At 36.4% G+C, this 20,543-nt stretch carries 22 protein-coding genes and 1 other annotated feature; all 22 genes read left to right on the top strand.

Going from position 1 to position 20,543, the window contains the following annotated elements; genetic code table 11:
• Positions 1-13 precede the first annotated feature (13 nt).
• The 22 genes from ACXKY9_RS21750 to pheA all read left to right on the top strand — a co-directional run bounded on the left by ACXKY9_RS21750 (position 14) and on the right by pheA (position 20,461).
• Positions 14-964, top strand: a complete 951-nt coding sequence (locus tag ACXKY9_RS21750) for a hypothetical protein (protein ID WP_000361014.1) — start codon at positions 14-16, stop codon at positions 962-964.
• A 232-nt stretch (positions 965-1,196) separates the two neighbouring features.
• Positions 1,197-1,772 (top strand): Maf family protein, encoded by a 576-nt coding sequence (locus tag ACXKY9_RS21745; protein WP_001226291.1) that lies wholly within the window; start codon positions 1,197-1,199, stop codon positions 1,770-1,772.
• Between the two features lie 46 nt (positions 1,773-1,818).
• Positions 1,819-2,496 carry a DNA repair protein RadC gene (radC, locus tag ACXKY9_RS21740; RefSeq protein WP_001013391.1) on the top strand — a complete coding sequence of 226 codons (678 nt, stop codon included), beginning with the start codon at positions 1,819-1,821 and terminating at the stop codon, positions 2,494-2,496.
• Between the two features lie 157 nt (positions 2,497-2,653).
• Positions 2,654-3,673 carry a cell shape-determining protein MreB gene (gene mreB, locus ACXKY9_RS21735; RefSeq protein WP_000466736.1) on the top strand — a complete coding sequence of 340 codons (1,020 nt, stop codon included), beginning with the start codon at positions 2,654-2,656 and terminating at the stop codon, positions 3,671-3,673.
• Between the two features lie 41 nt (positions 3,674-3,714).
• Positions 3,715-4,566: a rod shape-determining protein MreC gene (gene mreC, locus ACXKY9_RS21730; RefSeq protein WP_001135490.1), complete on the top strand. Its 852-nt coding sequence runs from the start codon at positions 3,715-3,717 to the stop codon at positions 4,564-4,566.
• Positions 4,567-4,580: 14 nt separating this feature from the next.
• Positions 4,581-5,126 carry a rod shape-determining protein MreD gene (gene mreD, locus ACXKY9_RS21725; protein ID WP_000975766.1) on the top strand — a complete coding sequence of 182 codons (546 nt, stop codon included), beginning with the start codon at positions 4,581-4,583 and terminating at the stop codon, positions 5,124-5,126.
• Positions 5,127-5,161: 35 nt separating this feature from the next.
• The gene (gene minC, locus ACXKY9_RS21720; RefSeq protein ID WP_000391525.1) at positions 5,162-5,848 is read left to right on the top strand and encodes a septum site-determining protein MinC; all 687 of its coding nucleotides are present in this window, start codon (positions 5,162-5,164) and stop codon (positions 5,846-5,848) included.
• Positions 5,849-5,850: 2 nt separating this feature from the next.
• A complete protein-coding gene (gene minD, locus ACXKY9_RS21715) occupies positions 5,851-6,648 on the top strand; it encodes a septum site-determining protein MinD (protein WP_000503309.1) in 798 nt (265 codons plus the stop codon).
• 133 nt (positions 6,649-6,781) lie between these two features.
• Positions 6,782-7,528 (top strand): stage IV sporulation protein SpoIVFA, encoded by a 747-nt coding sequence (gene spoIVFA, locus ACXKY9_RS21710; protein WP_000797471.1) that lies wholly within the window; start codon positions 6,782-6,784, stop codon positions 7,526-7,528.
• Positions 7,521-8,381 (top strand): stage IV sporulation intramembrane metalloprotease SpoIVFB, encoded by an 861-nt coding sequence (gene spoIVFB / locus ACXKY9_RS21705; RefSeq protein WP_000599055.1) that lies wholly within the window; start codon positions 7,521-7,523, stop codon positions 8,379-8,381. Before spoIVFA ends, spoIVFB begins: the two co-directional genes overlap by 8 nt.
• Before the next feature lie 67 nt (positions 8,382-8,448).
• Positions 8,449-9,837 carry an Rne/Rng family ribonuclease gene (locus tag ACXKY9_RS21700; RefSeq protein ID WP_000855488.1) on the top strand — a complete coding sequence of 463 codons (1,389 nt, stop codon included), beginning with the start codon at positions 8,449-8,451 and terminating at the stop codon, positions 9,835-9,837.
• A 77-nt stretch (positions 9,838-9,914) separates the two neighbouring features.
• Positions 9,915-9,992: a sequence feature (ribosomal protein L21 leader region), on the top strand.
• A 14-nt stretch (positions 9,993-10,006) separates the two neighbouring features.
• Positions 10,007-10,315, top strand: coding sequence for a 50S ribosomal protein L21 (rplU, locus tag ACXKY9_RS21695; RefSeq protein ID WP_000270907.1), 309 nt, complete (start codon positions 10,007-10,009; stop codon positions 10,313-10,315).
• Between the two features lie 11 nt (positions 10,316-10,326).
• On the top strand, positions 10,327-10,671 hold the full coding sequence (locus ACXKY9_RS21690; RefSeq protein ID WP_002001054.1) for a ribosomal-processing cysteine protease Prp: 345 nt from the start codon (positions 10,327-10,329) through the stop codon (positions 10,669-10,671).
• Between the two features lie 3 nt (positions 10,672-10,674).
• Positions 10,675-10,965 (top strand): 50S ribosomal protein L27, encoded by a 291-nt coding sequence (gene rpmA, locus ACXKY9_RS21685; protein ID WP_000944958.1) that lies wholly within the window; start codon positions 10,675-10,677, stop codon positions 10,963-10,965.
• Between the two features lie 63 nt (positions 10,966-11,028).
• A complete protein-coding gene (locus ACXKY9_RS21680; protein WP_001003584.1) occupies positions 11,029-11,577 on the top strand; it encodes a sporulation initiation phosphotransferase B in 549 nt (182 codons plus the stop codon).
• The gene (gene obgE / locus ACXKY9_RS21675) at positions 11,577-12,863 is read left to right on the top strand and encodes a GTPase ObgE (protein WP_000497128.1); all 1,287 of its coding nucleotides are present in this window, start codon (positions 11,577-11,579) and stop codon (positions 12,861-12,863) included. The genes ACXKY9_RS21680 and obgE overlap by 1 nt, the downstream gene beginning before the upstream one ends.
• 140 nt (positions 12,864-13,003) lie before the next feature.
• Entirely contained in the window at positions 13,004-13,711 is a 708-nt protein-coding gene (locus tag ACXKY9_RS21670; RefSeq protein WP_001986640.1) for a response regulator transcription factor, read from the top strand.
• Positions 13,701-14,783, top strand: coding sequence for a HAMP domain-containing histidine kinase (locus tag ACXKY9_RS21665; RefSeq protein WP_000865415.1), 1,083 nt, complete (start codon positions 13,701-13,703; stop codon positions 14,781-14,783). Before ACXKY9_RS21670 ends, ACXKY9_RS21665 begins: the two co-directional genes overlap by 11 nt.
• 93 nt (positions 14,784-14,876) lie before the next feature.
• Positions 14,877-15,653, top strand: coding sequence for an ABC transporter ATP-binding protein (locus tag ACXKY9_RS21660; RefSeq protein WP_000114529.1), 777 nt, complete (start codon positions 14,877-14,879; stop codon positions 15,651-15,653).
• Positions 15,628-17,550 carry an ABC transporter permease gene (locus ACXKY9_RS21655; RefSeq protein ID WP_001011422.1) on the top strand — a complete coding sequence of 641 codons (1,923 nt, stop codon included), beginning with the start codon at positions 15,628-15,630 and terminating at the stop codon, positions 17,548-17,550. The genes ACXKY9_RS21660 and ACXKY9_RS21655 overlap by 26 nt, the downstream gene beginning before the upstream one ends.
• A 49-nt stretch (positions 17,551-17,599) precedes the next feature.
• Complete coding sequence (locus ACXKY9_RS21650) at positions 17,600-19,513, top strand: ABC transporter permease (protein ID WP_001026366.1); 1,914 nt, start codon at positions 17,600-17,602, stop codon at positions 19,511-19,513.
• 96 nt (positions 19,514-19,609) lie between these two features.
• The gene (pheA, locus tag ACXKY9_RS21645; protein WP_000621701.1) at positions 19,610-20,461 is read left to right on the top strand and encodes a prephenate dehydratase; all 852 of its coding nucleotides are present in this window, start codon (positions 19,610-19,612) and stop codon (positions 20,459-20,461) included.
• Positions 20,462-20,543 lie beyond the last annotated feature (82 nt).

Below are 20,543 nucleotides of genomic sequence, written 5' to 3'. Positions count from 1 at the left end.
GAGGTGTGAGTGTATGGACAAGCAATCACGAACGATCTCAGTGAAAGTGAATGGAACAGAAGCGAAGTATGAGGAAAAAAAGAAAGATGAATTTGAATGGATGGTAGTAGAAAGTGAACGACCGAAAAATGTTGTTCCGTTTCAAAAAGCGAAATCAATGTCTGTGGAAAAATACCGAAAGAAGTGGAGTAATACATTAATTGTAATCGTTGCAACTGCAATCATTATCGGTACGGCGTTTGGAATGGGGATGCTTCATTTACTTACTGGACAAGGAACGACAGGAGGAAGTGAAGTGACAGCTTCAAGGCCGACTGGAAATGGAGAATCAAGGGTGGGTGGAACGGCAGAACAAACACCAGCACCGAAAGAAGAAAAACAAAAAGCACAGGCAGGAACGTCATTGGATCCGATGAAATTATTTTTTGTTCAAGGGGGGCTTTATTCTTCTGAAGAAAAGGGACAGGCAGCTCTTGAAGAATGGAAAGGCAATGGGGGCATTGGTGCTTTGAGACCGAGCGGTGATAAGTATGCAATAGTTGTTGGTATTGCTAGCGATGAACAGTCTATAAATCAATTAATGACTAAGTATAAAAATGATGGTGTCTCCGTTTTAAAAAAGAGCTGGGATATAACAGATAAAGCATTGCTGAAAGATGATAAAGAAGTAGGGACATTTTTAACAAAAGTGCAGCCATTATACACTCATTTAGCAAAATATGCTTCTAGCGTACAAGTTGGTGGAAAAAGCAGCCCAAAAGATATAGAAGCAATTGAAAAAGAATGGAAAAAGGTTGAAAAAGAAGGGGAAAGTATGAAACGAGAAGAAGCAAAGAAACTGTATATGTATACGTCGGTAGCTGTACAAACAGTAAAAGATGGGAAGATGGATAAGGAATCTTTGGCGAAATTAAATCAAGTTATTATTGATGGTTTACTCTCGTATGAAAAAATTGTTTCGTAGAAAGTGAAATGATAGGATAATAAAATGAGTAAGAAAGAAGTACATGTACTTCTTTCTTTTCTTTTGAATTTAGAGCAAAGTGCTTTCTCTATGATGGGAATATAATCGTATGCAATAAAGAAGTGTTATTTTAGTTAGAGAAATTAATATTTCTTTCATTTGTGGGCAAACTATTCCTTTGATACGATTAATATAAATTGTTCTGCTTCATGTGAGAAAGGAAGGAGAAAATATGAGAAAAATAATTTTAGCTTCAGGATCACCTCGGAGGAAGGAATTGCTTGAGTTAGCTAGTGTGCCATTTGAAATCGTTGTAAGTGAAGTAGAGGAAACAATTGGTGCATATTCATCGCCTTCTGATATTGTAATGTCGCTTGCCTTGCAAAAAGCATCAGCGGTGGCAGAAAATAATAGTGATCACATTGTGTTAGGTGCAGATACAATTGTTACATATGAGTCGCGTATTCTTGGTAAGCCTTCTAATGAGGATGAGGCGAAAGAGATGTTACAATTACTATCAGGGAAAACACATGAAGTGTATACAGGTGTTGCGATTATAGCAAAAGAAAAAACGGTTACTTTTTATGAGCGTACAGAAGTTACATTTTGGGAGTTAACAGAAGAGGAAATTGATACATACGTCGCGTCGAAAGAACCTCTTGATAAAGCCGGTAGTTATGGGATTCAAGGTAAAGGATCTATTTTCGTTCAAAATATTCAAGGGGACTACTATAGTGTAGTTGGCTTACCAATCGCACGCCTCGTTCGGGAATTAAAACAATTTGATATTGATGTAACCCATGCGTAAAATTGCATGGGGTTTTCTTTGAGAGAACAAATAAAGGGGTGGAGAGATGAACGGTATTCGTGATGTTGTAAGAGAAGAACAGCCACGGGAGCGTTTATTGTTAGAAGGTGCTGGAAGTTTATCAAATCGAGAGCTTCTCGCAGTGTTACTCAGAACAGGTTCTAAAGAAGAAACAGTTTTAAAGTTGTCAGATAAAATTTTACACCAATTTGATGGCTTACGTATGTTGAAAGATGCAACATTAGAGGAGCTAATTAGTATACATGGTATTGGGATTTCAAAGGCATCGCAACTTATGGCAGCCTTTGAACTAGGCAGAAGAATGGTACGTTTAGAATATCAAAATAGATATAGTATTCGAAGTCCAGAAGATTGTGCGAAATACATGATGGAAGAAATGCGTTTTTTACAACAAGAGCATTTTGTTTGTTTATATTTAAATACAAAAAATCAAGTTATACATAGGCAAACGATCTTTATTGGAAGTTTAAACACGTCAATTGTACACCCGAGGGAGGTTTTTAAAGAAGCCTTCCGTCGTGCAGCAGCCTCTATCATATGTCTTCATAACCATCCCTCAGGAGATCCCACGCCGAGCCGTGAAGATATTGAAGTAACAAAACGCTTAGTAGAATGCGGCCAGATTATCGGAATTGAAGTGCTTGATCATATTATAATAGGTGACCATAAATTCGTGAGTTTAAAGGAAAAAGGTCATATTTAAGACTATGCTTTTTACTTATTTTGTTTTATAATGTGATTTATGAGTTTTTTGTAGAAATTTATCTACAAAAAGGATAAAGATATAAAAAACGTACTGTTTTTATAATATAAATTAAGAAAAAATGAGTCCGTGAAAACAAGAAAGGAAGATAAATAATATGTTTGGATTTGGTGGATTTACTCGCGATCTTGGAATAGACTTAGGAACTGCGAACACGCTTGTATATGTAAAAGGAAAAGGTGTAGTTTTACGTGAACCTTCAGTAGTGGCGTTACAAACTGATACGAAACAAATCGTTGCTGTAGGTAGCGACGCAAAACAAATGATTGGTCGTACACCAGGGAACGTTGTGGCACTTCGCCCGATGAAAGACGGTGTAATTGCTGATTACGAAACAACTGCAACAATGATGAAATATTACATTCAACAAGCTCAAAAATCAAACGGTTTCTTCTCACGTAAGCCGTATGTAATGGTATGTGTACCATCTGGTATTACAGCTGTAGAAAGACGTGCAGTAATCGATGCGACTCGTCAAGCGGGTGCTCGTGATGCTTATCCTATCGAAGAGCCATTTGCAGCAGCGATTGGTGCAAACTTACCTGTTTGGGAACCAACTGGTAGTATGGTTGTTGATATCGGTGGTGGTACAACAGAAGTTGCAATTATTTCTCTAGGTGGTATTGTAACAAGCCAGTCAGTCCGTGTTGCTGGTGATGATATGGACGATTCAATCATTCAGTACATTAAGAAAAGCTATAACTTAATGATCGGTGAAAGAACAGCTGAAGCATTAAAATTAGAAATTGGTTCTGCAGGCGAGCCAGAAGGTATCGAGCCTATGGAAATTCGCGGTCGTGATTTAGTAAGTGGTTTACCAAAAACAGTACTAATTCAGCCAGAAGAAATTGCAGATGCATTAAAAGATACAGTAGATGCGATTGTAGAATCAGTTAAAAATACGTTAGAAAAAACTCCACCTGAATTAGCGGCTGATATTATGGACCGCGGTATCGTATTAACAGGTGGCGGGGCATTACTACGTAATTTAGATAAAGTAATTAGTGAAGAAACGAAAATGCCAGTTCTTGTTGCAGAAGATCCATTAGATTGCGTAGCAATTGGAACAGGTAAAGCATTAGACAATATCGATCTTTTCAAAACTGCTGCTCGATAATATTGCAAAATAAAAATCAGTGAAATTAAGAGGGTGTGAACGTGCCACAGTTTTTCTTAAACAAAAGATTAATTGTTTTGTTGGTTAGTATTATTCTTCTCGTGGCATTGATTGGAATCTCATTGAAAGAACGGAACAGTTTAACATGGCCAGAGCAGTTTGTTAAAGATACTGTCGGTGTTGTAGAACGTGTATTCCAAAAGCCAGCGAAATACGTAGCTGGATTCTTCGAAAATGTAGAGGATGTAAAGCGCACGTATGAAGAGAATAAAGAATTAAAAGCAAAATTAGATAATTATGCAGGTCTATCAGGGAAAGTAAAACAATTAGAAGATGATAACAAGAAGCTACAAGAGCTAACTGGTAAAAAAGAGTTAAATAGCGGGTATACTGAAATTCCAGCTACTGTTGTTTCTCGTAATCCAGATAAATGGTACGATTTAATTGGAATTGATAAAGGGGCACAGCAAGGAATTAAAAAAGATATGGCTGTAGTAACTTCACAAGGGTTAGTTGGAAGAGTGAAAAGTGTATCTCAGTTTACATCATCAGTAGAATTACTAAGTTCTATGAGCCGAACAAATCGTGTTTCTGCTATTGTACAAGGGCAAGAGAAAATCTTTGGATTGATTGAAGGTTATGACAAAGAAAAGCAATTACTTCTTTTCACAAAGATTGGCTCTGATGCACCGGTAGTGAAAGATCAACTAGTTGTAACATCTGGACTGGGTGATATTTTCCCGAAAGGTCTTGTAATTGGAAAAATCGTTGAAGTTCAGCCAGATGCATATGGCTTAACAAAAACAGCTTATGTAAAACCTGCCGCTGATTTAAATGACGTAGAGCATATTACGGTTGCTAAACGTGCAACACCTTCAGCGCCATTAGAATAGGAGGAGAAGAAGAGATGATGAAGATATTAAAAAGAGCAGCTCTTCCTCTTTTGCTCCTTTTTGTGTTTCTATTTGAAAATATGTTTGCTACTGTTGTTCCAACGGATGTGTTTTGGAAAGACAGCATAGCAGCACCGCATTTCTTTATAATCGTCTTATGTTTTATTACAGTGTATTATAGTCCGGTCCAAGGGATTTATTACGGACTATTATTTGGCTTCTTATTTGATACCGTATACACAGAACTTGTCGGGATATATATTTTTGCTTATCCGATTTTAGCTTATTTAGTATATAGTGTGATGAAAGTACTACAATTGAATTTATTTATTGTTGTTTCTATCATATTAGCTAGCGTTGTAGCACTAGAGTATTATGTGTATGGATTCTTAACTTTATTAGGACGTACTCATATGCCAGCGTATGTCTTTTTCACAGATCGTCTCCTTTCTACTTTATTGTTAAATGCTATTTTCTTATTGATAGTTTGTTTCCCACTGAGACGATATATAGTGCGTCTTTCAAAAGCGATGGAAGAAAAAGAAAAAAGGATTTTCTAATTTTATGTCGAATTGAATCGGTGGGGTGAACTTTAGTGGAAGAAAAAAAGCAACAAAATGTAACGATAAAAGGGACAAAAGATGGGATAACGCTTCATTTAGATGATTGTTGTTCATTCTCAGAATTATTGGTGGAATTAGACGAAAAACTTTCTACACATTACTACGATGGTGATGGGCGCTCTTTAATTGAAGTGCATGTGAAAGTAGGAAATCGTTATTTAACAGAAGTCCAACAAGAAGAGATTCGTACGTTAATTCGTAATAAAAAGAATCTTGTTGTGGATTCAATTGAAAGTGATGTTATCACTAAAGCAGAAGCAATAGCTTGGAAAGAAGAAACAGAAATTGTCCCTATTTCCAAAATTGTTCGCTCTGGACAAGTTTTACATGTAAAAGGAAATTTGTTGTTAATTGGAGATGTTAATCCAGGCGGAACGGTTATCGCTGGGGGGAATATTTTTGTCGTAGGATCATTAAGAGGAATTGCACATGCTGGGTATTATGGGGATTCGGATGCTGTAATCGCTGCATCTGTTATGAACCCGATGCAACTTCGAATTAGTGATGTGGCAATGCGGGCTCCGGAAGAGAAAGAAGACGGAGCGGAGGCGGCAGAATGTGCGTATATTAATGAGAACAATCACATTGTTGTCGATCGCCTGCAACTTCTCACTCATCTCAGACCTAATTTAACAAAGTTAGAAAGGGGAATTGTATAGCTGTGGGAGAGGCAATAGTAATTACATCTGGAAAAGGCGGAGTAGGTAAAACTACTACATCTGCGAACATTGGTACGGCCCTAGCGTTATCTGGAAAGAAAGTGTGCTTAATTGACACAGATATCGGTCTTCGAAATTTAGACGTAGTAATGGGGCTGGAAAATCGTATTGTATTTGATCTTGTTGATGTCGTTGAAGGGCGTTGCCGTTTACCTCAGGCTCTTATTAAAGACAAACGTTTTGATGATCTTTATTTATTACCTGCAGCACAAACGAGTGATAAATCAGCGGTAACACCTGAACAAATGGATGAATTAATACAAGTATTACGTCAAGATTATGATTACATATTAATCGATTGTCCTGCGGGGATTGAGCAGGGATTTAAAAATGCGGTAGCTGGTGCGGATAAAGCAATCGTTGTTACGACTCCAGAAGTATCCTCAATGCGCGATGCGGATCGTATTATTGGGCTTTTAGAAAAAGAGGATATTGAACCACCGAAACTTGTTATTAACCGTGTACGTAGTCATATGCTTCATGAACAGGATATGTTAGATGTTGATGAAATTGTACGTACATTGTCAATCGAGCTTCTTGGTGTTGTCGAAGATGACGATGAAGTTATTCGAGCTACAAATACAGGTGAACCTGTGGCGTTGCAACCAAGCGGAAAAGCAGCGTTGGCTTATCGTAATATTGCAAGACGCTTGTTAGGTGAGAATGTACCATTACAAGCATTTGAACAAGAAAAGGTATCGGTATTTGCAAAGGTGAAAAACTTCTTTGGAATCCGTTAAGAGCACTTCGCACATATGCGAGGTGCTTTCTTTTTTCTTCACACGAATATCTTTCTTTCTTAGCTCATACATATGTACAAACTGTATACAACTGTTTCTAATGAAATTAGCTTAACGAAAGAAAGGAGACAGTATGAAGAATAGACGCGTAGAAGAAATTAAAAAGCGGATTGCAAAAAGGAAGGCCGAGCAAGAAAGGATGGAGGAAGAGCAGTATTTTAACGGAGGGAATTTCGATAGTGAAGCGGTATTTATTGAAGATGGAGAAAAGGAAATGCATCCTTTATTTCGAAAGGAAGTCTTTTTCTTCAAAGTTTTATTATCAGCAATATTAGTTCTTTCGGTTGCTATTTTATATAAGAATGCTCCTTCTTCATTCAATGGAGCTAAAGCTGTTACAGAAAAAGTGATGAAAGAGGAATTTCAGTTTGCTACTGTAGCGAAATGGTATGAAAAGCAATTTGGAAAACCGCTCGTATTCTATTCGCCGAACGAGAAAAAAGAAGGAAGTATTCAGCAAAAGGATTATGCAATTCCTGCTTCTGGAAAGGTAATGCAAGGGTTTCAAAAAAATGGCCAAGGTGTATTTGTCCAAACAGCTACAAATGCAAAAGTGGAGTCAGTAAATGAAGGGTTAGTTGTTTTTGCAGGCAAGAAAGAGGAACTTGGAAATACAGTTCAAATTCAACATGCAGATGGTACGGAGTCATGGTATGCAAACTTAAACGATATGTCAGTGAAATTATATGATTACGTTTCAAAGAAACAAAAAATTGGAACGGTGAGTAATGATACAAATGATAAAAACGGAAAGTTTTATTTCGCGATAAAAAAGAATGAAAAATTTATTGATCCGATCCAGGTGATATCATTTGATTAAATATAGGGACGTTTTAACGAAAATTTCCGTGCATCCATTATTTTGGGTTATTATTGTCATTGGTATTTTTACTGCGCGTTTTAAAGAGTTACTACTGTTATTTTGTATTGTTCTTATTCATGAACTTGGGCATGCTTTTGCAGCAGCACACTATAATTGGCGTATAAAAAGAATTCAACTTTTGCCGTTTGGTGGCGTGGCCGAGCTTGAGGAACATGGTAATAAGTCATTGAAAGAGGAACTTGTTGTCGTAATTGCAGGACCGATTCAACATGTTTGGATGATGCTGGTAGGTTATATGTTGTTCGAAGTCGGTTGGCTGAATACAGATTTATATTATTTCTTTATGTGGAATAATATAATTATTTTAGCATTTAATTTACTCCCTATTTGGCCGTTAGATGGCGGGAAAGTATTGTTTAATGTATTATCATATCGTTTCCCTTATTTACAAGCACATGAAAAGATGATGCAATTGTCATGTGTTTTTTTTGGTGTAATATTAGGATGGCAGTTACTCTGGAATAGTAACAATATTATGATGTGGATACTACTCATATTTTTAGCAGTGTCATTATATCAAGAGTGGAAACAAAGACGGTATGCATTTATGCGTTTTTTATTAGAACGTTATTATGGAAACAAAAGAGGAATCGAAAAGATTGCACCTATTGAAGTGCAAACGGAAGATCGTTTATATACGATCTTTACAAAATTTCGTAGAGGATATAAGCATTCTATTATCGTCCGTGGAAAATATAAAGAGCATTACACATTGGATGAAAATGAATTGCTCTATGCATATTTTACTGAAAAACGAACAACTTCATCAGTTGAAGAATTAATCGGTTAGTGTTGACGATAGCACTAACCTTTTATTATTGTAAAAGCAAAGAAGATTATAAAGTGAGGAAATAATTTTGAAAACGTTATATGTGAATTACGCTGGTTCGGAAAAGCGCGTTGCAATTGAAGAGAAGAAAAAAATTGTTGAGTTTTTATGGAAACGTAATGAAGAGCAAGAGATTGTTGGGCATATTTATGTTGGACGTGTCGTAAGAACAATTGCTGGAATGAATGCAGCTTTTGTAAACATCGGTTTAGAAAAACATGCTTACCTTTCATACGATGATGTACCATCTTCTTATCGTATACATGAAGGGCAAGCGATACTCGTACAAGTTGTGAAAGAGGCAATTGATACGAAAGGGCCTAAATTGACAGCGAATATAGAATTTACCGGGAAATATGTCGTTTATATGCCGTTTGATGAGATGCGCGCTGTTTCTCGAAAAATAAAAAATAATAAAAGAAGACAACAGTTACTCCAAATTGAAATAGAGGGAACGGGGGGATACATTTTCCGCTCTGCTTCTGAAAAAGGAGCAATTGAAGAAATACAAGCTGAAATGCAAGGGTTACAACAGTTGTATGAAGAGTTAAAAAGAAAAGAGGGCCAAGGAAAGGCGCCGTTATTACTTCATCGACCGGCGACCTTTTTAGATCGTGTATTTCAAGAGAATCCAATTGAAACCATTGAAAAAGTAGTTGTAGATACAAGAAGTATAGTAAAAGAATTAGAAGACAAAGTTGGAAAAGAAAAAGTATCTTTTTATAATGAAAAGTCTTCGATGTTTAACCATTTTGGAATAGAGCGTGAAATTGAGAAAGCACTCCAAAAAATTGTGTGGCTTCCAAATGGTGCTTATTTAATTGTAGAACAAATGGAGACGATGACTGTAATTGATGTGAATACGGGCAAGTTTACGGGAAAACAAAATTTACAAGATACAGTACTTCGCACAAATGAGATGGCAGCTGAAGAAATTGCACGCCAATTAAGACTTCGTGATATTGGTGGTATGATATTAATTGATTTTATTAATATGAAAAAAAGAGAAGATAAAGAAAAGGTAAGAGAATGTCTTATAGCTGCTATGCAAGATGACCGCACATATACAAGGGTGCTCGGCTTTACGGAGCTAGGGATTTTGGAAATGACACGTAAACGTAAAAAGCATTCTTTACGGGACGTATTATTAAAAGAGTGTGTACCTTGCAAAGCGACGGGTTATGTGATGTCGCATGAAACAATTGCGTATGAGTTAGAGAGAGAACTAATCACATATGGCAATATAGAAGATGAAGCGGTATTAATCGCTGCGCCTAAAGAACTGCAAAAACAGTTTTTGCAAAAAGAATTACAAAAAAATATTCCATTTGAAATTTATTTCAAAGATGATAATATCGAAAAGTATGCTATCGTTCGTTTTGGAAGTAAAAAAGAAATTGTAGAGCGGAAAAAATAGTTAGCAGAACATTTATTGACAACCGTCTATGATTCATGATAACATCTTTATGTTATAGTTTATAGCACCTAAACGGCTATATGCTACAACCGCACAAGACAGGTTCCCTAAAGGCATTTATGTCTACCTCGTTTTTGGCGAGTCTTAGTAATTAAGAGGAGGTGCAAGTATGTACGCAATTATCGAAACAGGTGGAAAACAAATTAAAGTTGAAGCTGGTCAAGCAATCTACATTGAAAAATTAGATGTTGAAGCTGGTGAAACTGTTACTTTTGACAAAGTTCTTTTCGTTGGTGGCGAAAACGTTAAAGTTGGTAGCCCAGTTGTAGAAGGTGCAACAGTTACTGCGAAAGTTGAAAAACAAGGTCGCGCTAAGAAAATTATCGTTTTCAAATACAAAGCGAAAAAGAACAATCGTAAGAAACAAGGTCATCGTCAACCTTACACTAAGCTAGTTGTTGAAGCTATCAACGCTTAATTCTGGTTAACATGATTAAAATTACGATAAGTCGCACGAAATTAGGAAGTATCCAATCATTTAAAATGACTGGACATGCCGATTATGCGCCACATGGACAAGACCTTGTCTGTGCTGGAACTACAGCGGTTGTGTTTGGTTCTATAAATGCAGTGGAAGAACTTTGTAATGTGCAAGCAACTATTGAACTCGGAAGTGATGGCGGATTCTTAACATATGAATTGCCTAATGATTTAGACGTTCATACAGCAGAAAAAGCACAAACGCTTTTAGAAGGATTAGTTGTTTCGCTTAAGACGATCGAACTTGATTACGGAAAGTATATCCGTTTAATAGAAAAAGTGCAGGAGGTGTAACGTATGTTAAGATTAGATCTTCAGTTTTTCGCATCTAAGAAAGGTGTAGGTAGTACAAAGAACGGTCGTGACTCTCAGTCAAAACGTCTTGGTGCTAAACGCGCAGATGGTCAAACGGTTACAGGTGGTTCAATTCTTTACCGTCAACGCGGTACAAAAATTTATCCAGGTGTTAACGTTGGTCGTGGTGGCGATGACACTTTATACGCGAAAGTTGACGGCGTAGTACGCTTTGAGCGTCTTGGTCGTGACCGCAAACAAGTGAGCGTATATCCTGTTGCTCAAGAAGCATAAGAACTCACGGAAAACTCTAACCTGAGTGCAGGTTAGAGTTTTTCTATATTAAGGGGTATCTAAATGAATGAAAAATGGACAATTATAGATGCATTGCGCCATTCAAGACATGATTGGCTCAATCGTATGCAGATGGTGAAAGGAAACCTTTCCCTTGGAAAAGTGGAAGAAATTCATAGTCTCATCGATCGTTTTGTCCAAGAAGCGAGACAAGAATCCAATCTGATGGGGCTATCAATGCCTTTATTTTCAGAGTGGATTTTAACATATAATTGGAAACAGCAGCCGTGCTTATTGGAGTACGAAGTATTAGGGAAATTACATAACTTATCTCACTTAGATGAGACTGTATGTACATGGACGAATCAATTTTTCTCGATGCTTCAGCATAGTTTAGACGTATATGTTGAAAATTATGTTTGTATCACAATTGAATGTGACGCGGATAATGCTCGTTTCTTTTTTGATTTTCGTGGTAAGCTAACGAGTGTAGAAGAACTACAGAATTGGCTTGCGACCCAAAACAATAAATGGTATTCCATTTCTTATACAGTGCGAGACGAAGAAGTCTCAGTTATATTACAACCAATTGAAAAAAGTGTGGTGAAATAATGTTTGTAGATCAGGTCAAGATATATGTAAAAGGCGGCGACGGTGGTAACGGTATGGTTGCGTATCGTCGTGAGAAGTATGTACCAAAAGGTGGCCCAGCAGGTGGCGACGGCGGTAAAGGTGCAGATGTTGTTTTCGTAGTTGAGGAAGGCTTACGTACATTAATGGACTTCCGCTACCAACGTCATTTCAAAGCTGATCGCGGTCAGCACGGAATGAGTAAAGGTCAGCACGGACGTAAATCTGAAGATTTACTTGTAAAGGTTCCACCAGGAACAGTAGTAAAAGATGAAAAAACTGGTCAAATTCTTGCCGATTTAGTAACGCATGGACAAACTGCTGTAATTGCAAAAGGTGGCCGCGGTGGCCGTGGTAACTCACGTTTTGCAACAGCTACGAACCCAGCGCCAGAAATCGCTGAGAACGGGGAACCAGGTCAAGAGCGTGATGTTATTCTAGAACTTAAAGTACTAGCAGACGTTGGACTTGTTGGATTCCCAAGTGTAGGTAAATCTACATTATTATCTGTTGTATCATCAGCGCGTCCGAAAATTGCAGAGTATCACTTCACAACAATCGTTCCAAATCTTGGTGTTGTTGAAACTGGTGATAACCGCAGCTTCGTTATGGCTGACCTTCCAGGACTAATTGAAGGCGCACATGCTGGCGTCGGACTTGGACACCAATTCTTACGTCATATTGAGCGTACACGTGTAATCGTGCATGTTATTGATATGTCTGGTTTAGAAGGCCGTGATCCATATGAAGATTACGTAACGATTAATAATGAATTAAAAGAATACAATCTTCGCTTAACTGAGCGTCCACAAGTTGTTGTTGCAAACAAAATGGATATGCCAGATGCAGAAGAAAACTTACAAGCATTTAAAGAGAAAGTGGGAGACGAAGTAAAAATCTTCCCAATCTCAGCTGTAACAAGACAAGGTGTTCGTGACTTATTGTTTGAAGTAGCGAACTTAATAGAAACAACACCAGAATTCCCAATACATGAAGTTGCGGATGAGTCTGATACAAGTGTAATGTACAAATTTGATACTGAAGGTGTTAAATTTGAAATTACACGTGAAAGTGATGGCACGTTTGTTATCTCTGGTTACGATATTGAGAAAACATTCAAGATGACAGACTTCTCACGTGATGAATCTGTACGTCGTTTCGCTCGTCAAATGCGCGGAATGGGTATTGATGAAGCGCTTCGTGCACGTGGTGCAAAAGACGGAGATATTGTAAAAATTCTTGAATATGAATTTGAATTTATCGATTAAGACTGCCGAAATACGGCAGTCTTTTTTTATATCGTAAAAATCGGATTTATATAGGAAAAAATCCCCACTAATTAAATTTTCAATTTATAATAAAAAGGGGAGTGGTTTTAGAAGAATTTTTTTATGGGGAGAAAACGAACATGTATAAAATATTAATTGTAGAAGATGATGAGAAAATCGCGGGAATATTAGAAGAGCATTTAGAAAGGTATGGCTATCAATCATTTAGAGCAAGTGATTTACGTCAAATAAAAGATGAGTTTGTAAAAGTGAATCCTCATCTCGTGTTACTTGATATTAATTTACCGTACTTTGACGGTTTTTATTGGTGTCGTCAAATTCGTACTGTATCGAATGCACCAATTATTTTTGTTTCTGCAAGAACAGGAGAAATGGATCAAGTAATGGCGATTGAAAATGGCGGCGATGATTATATTACGAAGCCATTCCATTTAGATATCGTAATGGCAAAGGTGAAGAGTGCACTTCGCCGTGGTTACGGAGAGTATGCTTCTGCCGCTGAGAGTGATTGTTTAGGTGTAAATGGACTGTTGTTATTCCCGTCTCAGCATATTGTTGAGTGGCAAGGACAACAAACTGAACTGACAAAAAATGAGTTTTACTTATTAGAGTGTTTAATGAAACAGGTGAATCAATATGTAACGCGCGAAGAACTGTTAGAAGCTCTATGGGATGAAGTAGCATTTGTGGATGATAATACATTAACCGTAAATGTAAAACGTGTAAGGAAGAAACTAGAGGAGTTAGGCATTAAAAATGCAATTGTAACGAAACGTGGATATGGTTATGCGCTTTTTACGGAGTGGGGCGAAGGGCATGAAGGTTAAAAATTACCTTATGGGCCGCTTTTCTTTAATTCTTTCTTATATTGTTAGCCTTTGTTTATTTGGGCTCGTTTTACAGCTGCAAAGTCTTTTAGAAAAGAAATCCATTGATTGGAGTACGTGGTTATATGGACTTTTATTAGGAACAGTTGTGTTTACTGTATACCTCATTTACGATTACCGAAAACGGAGTGTGTTTTTAAAGAGGATCGAAAAGTATGTTACTGATGGAAATACATTACATGACTCTTTACTTATTGATGAATCTTATACATCAGAGCAAGAAATGGTCGTTGAATCTTTTACGTTATTAAGACAGCAATATATGAATGAAGTTCATAAACAGCATGCGAAAGAGCAACAGCAAATGATATTTATGAACCAATGGATTCACCAAATGAAAACACCAGTATCTGTTATTGAATTATTGCTGCAAAAGTTTGGCAAAGAGCATCGTGAGGCAAGAGCAACAGTTGAAAGTATTCGTGAAGAAAATAACCGTATACTAAATGGTTTAGATTTAGCGTTACATATGGCAAGACTAGAGCAGTTTGCGAAAGATTATAAGATAGAAGTAGTAAATGTTATAGATGTCGTGCGAGGTATTATTAATGAAAATCGGAAATCCTTTATTCAATCGTCTGTATTTCCGAAAGTGATGTTTGAAGAAGATACTTGTATGGTTGCATCTGATAGAAAATGGCTGAGTATTGCTATAGGTCAAATTGTTGTAAACGCAATCAAGTATACAAAAATTTCAGCGGCAGAGAAAAAAGAAATTCAATTTCAAATTGAAGAGAAAAATCAAAAGGTGTTATTACATATTAAGGACAATGGAATTGGTATTCCAGAGCAAGACGTAAAGCGCATATTTGATCCATTTTTTACGGGAATAAATGGACGTAAAACGAGAGAAGCGACTGGGATGGGCTTATATATTACGAAGGAAATTTGCGATAATTTACATCATGGAATGTATGTCCAATCGGCTGAAGGAGAAGGGACAACATTCACGTTCCAATTTGCAAAAGATGAAGAATATCATACATTGATGAGAAAAATGACAAAACTGTAAGATAACAAAACGTTTTGTAAGGGAAATCACTCGTTTCTTTTTCTTATTTTTCTTATAGTAAATGTAAGAAGAAAACACGTAGGGGGATTAGAAATGAGTGTTCTTGAAGTAAAAGGATTAACGAAGGTGTACCAATCAAAAGGTTCAGTAGCGACGACTGCTTTAAACGATATAAATTTTAAAATAGAAGAAGGCGAATTTGTAGGGATTATGGGTCCTTCAGGAAGTGGGAAAACGACGCTTTTAAATTTATTAGCAACAATTGATAAGCAAACTTCAGGTCATGTGCTTGTAAATGGTGAAGAAATTAATCAAATGCGTGCTGCAAAATTAGCGGAGTTTCGCCGTACACATTTAGGGTTCATCTTCCAAGATTTTAATTTACTTGATACGTTATCCATTAAAGAAAACATTATTTTACCACTTGTAATGGCGAAGAAATCTGTAAATGAAATCGATGCGAAAGTACTAGAAATTGCGAAGTTTTTAAACATCGAAGAAATTTTAAATAAAAAAGTATACGAAGTATCTGGGGGACAACAACAACGTGCAGCAGCAGCGAGAGCAATCATTCATGAACCGACGTTAATTTTAGCAGATGAGCCAACTGGAAACTTAGACTCGAAGTCAGCAAAATCGCTAATGGGCGCTCTGCAAGATTTACACGAGCAAAAGAAAGTAACGATTGCAATGGTTACGCACGATCCAGTAGCGGCTAGTTATTGTGAACGTATCCTTTTCATACGCGATGGAGAAATTTTCTCGGAAATACATAAAGGAAGAACGAAACAAGCCTTTTTCCAAGAAATCCTGGACGTACTTGCGATGCTAGGAGGAGAATATCATGAACTTTCGCCAGCTCGCGCTTAATAACGTAAAAGGAAATTGGCGTAACTATAAAGCGTTTCTTATAAGTAGTTGTTTATCGATTGTCGTATTTTTCATGTATGCTTCTTTTATTTATCATCCAGATGTCGTAAGCGGTAATATTAGTATGAGAAAGATGATCACAAAAGGATTAGAATCGATGAATTATATTGTGGTCATCTTCTCGGCACTCTTTATTTTATATGCAAATTCAACGTTTTTACGAGCAAGAAAAAAAGAGTTTGGTCTACTAACATTAATAGGCGGAACGAAATCGCAGCTCGGCCGAATGATTATATTAGAGCAACTGATGTTAGGTAGTATTGCAATTGTAGTTGGTATTGGGGTTGGGATGCTTTGTTCAAAATTATTTTTCCAAGCGTTAAGCGTATTATTAAAAATAGATAAGACACTTCCACTTGTTTGGAATAGTAAAGCAGTTCTTATTACAGCTGGTGTATACTTTATTCTATTTTTAATCCTATCATTGTTTAGTGTTTGGACAGTAGGACGCTTGCAAATTATTGATTTATTAAGAGAGGCAAGAAAGCAAAAAGTAGAGCCGTTTGCATTTACATGGTTATGTGTAGTTGGTATAGGATGTATTATTGTTGCATATGTACTTAGCTTCCAAGTAACGTTTCTGAATTTCCTCATCCTTTTTTTACCGGTGGTGGGACTGACAATTGGCGGAACGTATTTACTATTTACACAAGGTAGTACAGTTGTATTAAAAGCATTACAAAAAAGAAAGCAATCTTTTTATACGTACCCAAATATGTTCGTCCTTAGCAACCTTATTTATAAAATGAAAGATAATGCTCGTTTTCTATTTGTAATTTCTATCATTACGGCGGTAGTATCTTCAGCGGTGGGTACACTGTACGTATATTTTGAAAATATGAGTGCGAAAACGGTAGAACTTACACCACATGCTATTTCATATGAGGAAAAGGGGTTAAATACGCATAACCTTATTAATGAAGAAAAGGTACAGGAGCTTGTGAAGAGACACGGGTTTGAAGATGCGCGAAAAGTAACATACGTTAAACTACCGGCAACACAGAAAATAACGTTGTTTAATAGTGAACATGAAGTACCGATGACGATTATTTCAGAAAAAGAATATAATGCAGAAGTGCGCAAACAAAAGAGAGAGCAACCTACAGAAGTTCATAATGCACCAGGTAGTGCAACGATGGTTATGGTTGATATGTCAAATGAACTGATGAAGATAGATCGTACGAAACCGTATGAATTTACAATTAACGGACAAAAGCAGTCTGTTCAATTAAATAATCCAACGCAGTATTCTGTTTTTAATGATAGTGAATATCTCATTGTAAATGATCAAGATTTTGAGAAATATGCAAAACTCGTACCAGATGAAGAAAAGTCGAAATATTACGGTTATTATATTGAGGATTGGAAAAGTACAGAAAATCTTGTATTAGATTTGAAAAATGAAATTGTACCAGAAAAGCAAGGGGAATTGAGAAATTCAGTGTTTGCGTATAAGGATATAAGAGAAGGTGGAGCAATTACAATGTTCATCGGTTTCTTCGTAGCGGTACTGTTCTTCTTCTTCGCTTGTAGTATGACATACTTTAAATGGTTTAACGATAAAGAACAAGATCGTATTCAATTTAAATCGTTAAAGAGAATTGGTATGACAGATAAAGAAATTCGCAAAATTGCGATTCGACAAATGGGAGTTATCTTCTTTATCCCAATTTTAATCGGTTCCATTCATAGTGGATTTGCTCTTCATACGTTAGGGAAAATGCTTTATATTAATTTATGGAAATCAGGTGCGCTTGTAATTGGAGCATACATTTTAGCTTCTGCCATTTACTTTATGATCGCGCAAAGAGGATATTTAAAACACGTAAAAAGCTAGGGGAACCTCTAGCTTTTTGCCTATGTAGTAAGTTACAGGAGGACGATAGATGAACATTCGGCAACTAGCGCTGCAAAATATAAAAGGAAATTGGCGTAATTATAAAGTGTTTTTCTTAAGTAGTTGTTTTGCAATATTTGCTTCTTACGCATATATGTCTGTCATTGTGCATCCATATATGCAAGAGACGATGTGGTATCAAAACGTACGCTGGGGACTTATCATATGTAATGTTATAATCATTTCTTTTTTCGTCATATTTATTTTGTACTCTACTTCTATTTTCATAGAAGCACGTAAGAAAGAATTAGGGTTATATATGTTAATGGGAGCAACGAAGTCTAACGTAATAGGAGTGATTATGACCGAGCAAATTTTAATCGGGGTCTTCGCGAATATTTTCGGTATTGGGCTTGGTATGATATTTTTAAAGCTCTTTTTTATGGTATTTAGTATGTTACTGGGGCTTCCGAAAGAACTCCCTGTCATATTTGACGTAAGGGCGATTGGTGTAACATTTATTACATATATGGTCGTTTTTATTTTGTTATCTTTTATAAGTGCTTTACGTATATGGAATATAAAAATCATTCGGTTATTGAAAGAATTTCGAACAGATAAAAAAGAGAAGAAAACATCAAAGTGGCTCTGTTTATTCGGTTTTGCTTGTTTAGTGGGCGGGTATGCATTGGCGCTACAAGTGACGATGGCTACGATAGCGATATACTTTTTCCCTGTGTCTATACTTGTCTTTTTTGGAACGTACTTTTCTTTTACACATGGAGCTACCCAAGTGTTAGAAATAATAAAGAGAAATAAAAAGATTATGTATACATATCCTTATTTATTTATAGTGAATCAATTGTCACATCGAATGAAGGAAAATGGTCGCTTTTTCTTTCTGATGTCTATGGCAACGACGTTTGTAGTTACAGCAACAGGTACGGTGTTCTTATATTTTTCTAGCATGCAAGATATGTGGCGAACTGGAGGGGTACACTCGTTTTCGTACATAGAAAAAGGTATTTCTACTCATGAAGTCTTTGAGGAAGGTGCGGTTGAAAAATTACTGCATCAATATGGGTATGACGATTTTCAATATATGAGTTTTGTTGGAGTGTATGCATCCTTTCAGTCTAGTAAAGGAGAAACAACAATAGTACCGCTTATAAAAGAAAGTGAATATAACCAAGAAGCAAGGAAACAAAAACAAAAAATGTATCGTCCTAAAAAAGGTACAGTGACACTTGTTTATTATAATAAATACAATAATTCGAATGTATATAATCAAAAAGAGATTGAATTGCAAGTAATGAATCAACCATATCAATTCGTATTTAACGGTCAGAAAGAAGGGGTTCAATTTAACCATCACCCTTCGTACATTAATGGTCTGTTCTTCGTTATGAATGATGAAGATTTTGATAGTATAGCAAATCAGGTTCCTGATTCTGAAAAAATGATATATAGAGGCTACACATTACCAAATATCGAAAAGACGAAGAAATTAAATGAAGATTTACGGAAACATATGAAACAAGATAATAATAATGCATTTCGAAGCAATATGGAGTTGTATGTAAATGTGAAAGAAGGCGGCGATATTACTCTATTTGTAGGCTCATTTATTAGTATATTATTCTTTCTTACTTCATGTAGTATCGTTTATTTTAAATGGTTCCATAATATTGCATCGGACCGAAAGCAGTATGGTGCACTCTCTAAACTTGGAATGACGAAGGAAGAAGTATGGAAAATTTCTCGTTGGCAATTATGTATGCTATTTTTTGCGCCAATTATAGTAGGGAGTATGCATAGTGCAGTTGCGTTATATACGTTTCATAATACGCTTTTTATGGATGGATCATTAAGAAAAGTAGGTTTGTTCATTCTGTTTTATATCGCAGCATGTATCATTTATTTCTTCTTCGCTCAAAGAGAATATAAGAAACATTTAGACTAGCGAACGCTAGTCTTTTTTTAATATTCGAAATTTACATAGAAGAATATAAAAAAGTATGGTATAACAGTAAGAAAACGAAAAAGAGGGGAAAAGACGATGATTCGAGTAGGATATTTAGGACCAGAAGCAACATTTACAAATATGGCGGTGAGTCGTTTTTTTCCGGAAGCAGAGCATGTACCATATCGAACGATTCCAGATTGTATAGATGCAGCTGCAAATGAAAATGTAGACTTCGCAGTTGTACCGTTAGAAAATGCAATAGAAGGTTCAGTGAATATAACGGTTGATTACCTTGTACATGAGCAGCCGCTTTCCATTGTAGGAGAAATTACAGTACCAATTCAGCAGCATTTACTTGTACATCCGCAGTATGCAGAAGTGTGGGATGAAGTATATGCAGTGCATTCTCATCCGCATGCCATTGCACAGTGCCATAAATTTTTAAATGAAGAATTAAAAGGAGTAACTGTTCGAGATATGACATCTACAAGTGCTGCTGCGCAATATGTGAAAGAACATCCTGAAGAGAAAATTGCCGCTATTGCAAATGAAGCGGCTGCAGAAAAATACGGATTAACAATTGTGAGACGTAGTATTCATACGCATAAAAATAATCACACACGTTTCTTGGTACTCCATAAGAAAAAGAAAGCAGTACTCCCGAATAACGGAGAGAATCGCGGAGAGAAAACGACGCTTATGATAACGTTACCTGCAGATTATGCAGGTGCCCTATATCAAGTGTTATCAGCTTTCGCATGGAGAAAATTAAACTTATCAAAAATCGAATCGCGTCCGATGAAAACAGGTCTTGGAAATTACTTTTTCTTAATTGATGTTGATAAAGCATACGATGACGTATTATTGCCAGGCGTAACGATGGAACTTGAAGCACTCGGTTTTTCTGTTACTGTGCTGGGGAGTTATTCTTCTTATTGGTTGTAAGATGTAGATGGAATGTTGGTATTTGTCTAATCGTCAATATCATTTCATTGCCTAATATATTTTTTAATAGATTAATAAAATC

The sequence above is a fragment of the Bacillus sp. 2175 genome, assembly GCF_057812155.1.
The sequence above is the reverse complement of the archived record's forward strand: the minus strand, read 5'-3'. Positions and strand labels throughout refer to the sequence as shown.

Bases quoted from the DNA above. Each gene is read 5' to 3' on its own strand.
- ACXKY9_RS21690 (WP_002001054.1), top strand. From the start codon at position 10,327: ATGATTAAAATTACGATAAGTCGCACGAAATTAGGAAGTATCCAATCA.
- ACXKY9_RS21670 (WP_001986640.1), top strand. From the start codon at position 13,004: ATGTATAAAATATTAATTGTAGAAGATGATGAGAAAATCGCGGGAATA.
- ACXKY9_RS21745 (WP_001226291.1), top strand. From the start codon at position 1,197: ATGAGAAAAATAATTTTAGCTTCAGGATCACCTCGGAGGAAGGAATTG.
- obgE (WP_000497128.1), top strand. From the start codon at position 11,577: ATGTTTGTAGATCAGGTCAAGATATATGTAAAAGGCGGCGACGGTGGT.
- rplU (WP_000270907.1), top strand. From the start codon at position 10,007: ATGTACGCAATTATCGAAACAGGTGGAAAACAAATTAAAGTTGAAGCT.
- ACXKY9_RS21665 (WP_000865415.1), top strand. From the start codon at position 13,701: ATGAAGGTTAAAAATTACCTTATGGGCCGCTTTTCTTTAATTCTTTCT.
- rpmA (WP_000944958.1), top strand. From the start codon at position 10,675: ATGTTAAGATTAGATCTTCAGTTTTTCGCATCTAAGAAAGGTGTAGGT.
- ACXKY9_RS21660 (WP_000114529.1), top strand. From the start codon at position 14,877: ATGAGTGTTCTTGAAGTAAAAGGATTAACGAAGGTGTACCAATCAAAA.
- ACXKY9_RS21655 (WP_001011422.1), top strand. From the start codon at position 15,628: ATGAACTTTCGCCAGCTCGCGCTTAATAACGTAAAAGGAAATTGGCGT.
- ACXKY9_RS21750 (WP_000361014.1), top strand. From the start codon at position 14: ATGGACAAGCAATCACGAACGATCTCAGTGAAAGTGAATGGAACAGAA.
- pheA (WP_000621701.1), top strand. From the start codon at position 19,610: ATGATTCGAGTAGGATATTTAGGACCAGAAGCAACATTTACAAATATG.
- spoIVFA (WP_000797471.1), top strand. From the start codon at position 6,782: ATGAAGAATAGACGCGTAGAAGAAATTAAAAAGCGGATTGCAAAAAGG.
- mreB (WP_000466736.1), top strand. From the start codon at position 2,654: ATGTTTGGATTTGGTGGATTTACTCGCGATCTTGGAATAGACTTAGGA.
- ACXKY9_RS21680 (WP_001003584.1), top strand. From the start codon at position 11,029: ATGAATGAAAAATGGACAATTATAGATGCATTGCGCCATTCAAGACAT.
- mreD (WP_000975766.1), top strand. From the start codon at position 4,581: ATGATGAAGATATTAAAAAGAGCAGCTCTTCCTCTTTTGCTCCTTTTT.
- ACXKY9_RS21650 (WP_001026366.1), top strand. From the start codon at position 17,600: ATGAACATTCGGCAACTAGCGCTGCAAAATATAAAAGGAAATTGGCGT.
- radC (WP_001013391.1), top strand. From the start codon at position 1,819: ATGAACGGTATTCGTGATGTTGTAAGAGAAGAACAGCCACGGGAGCGT.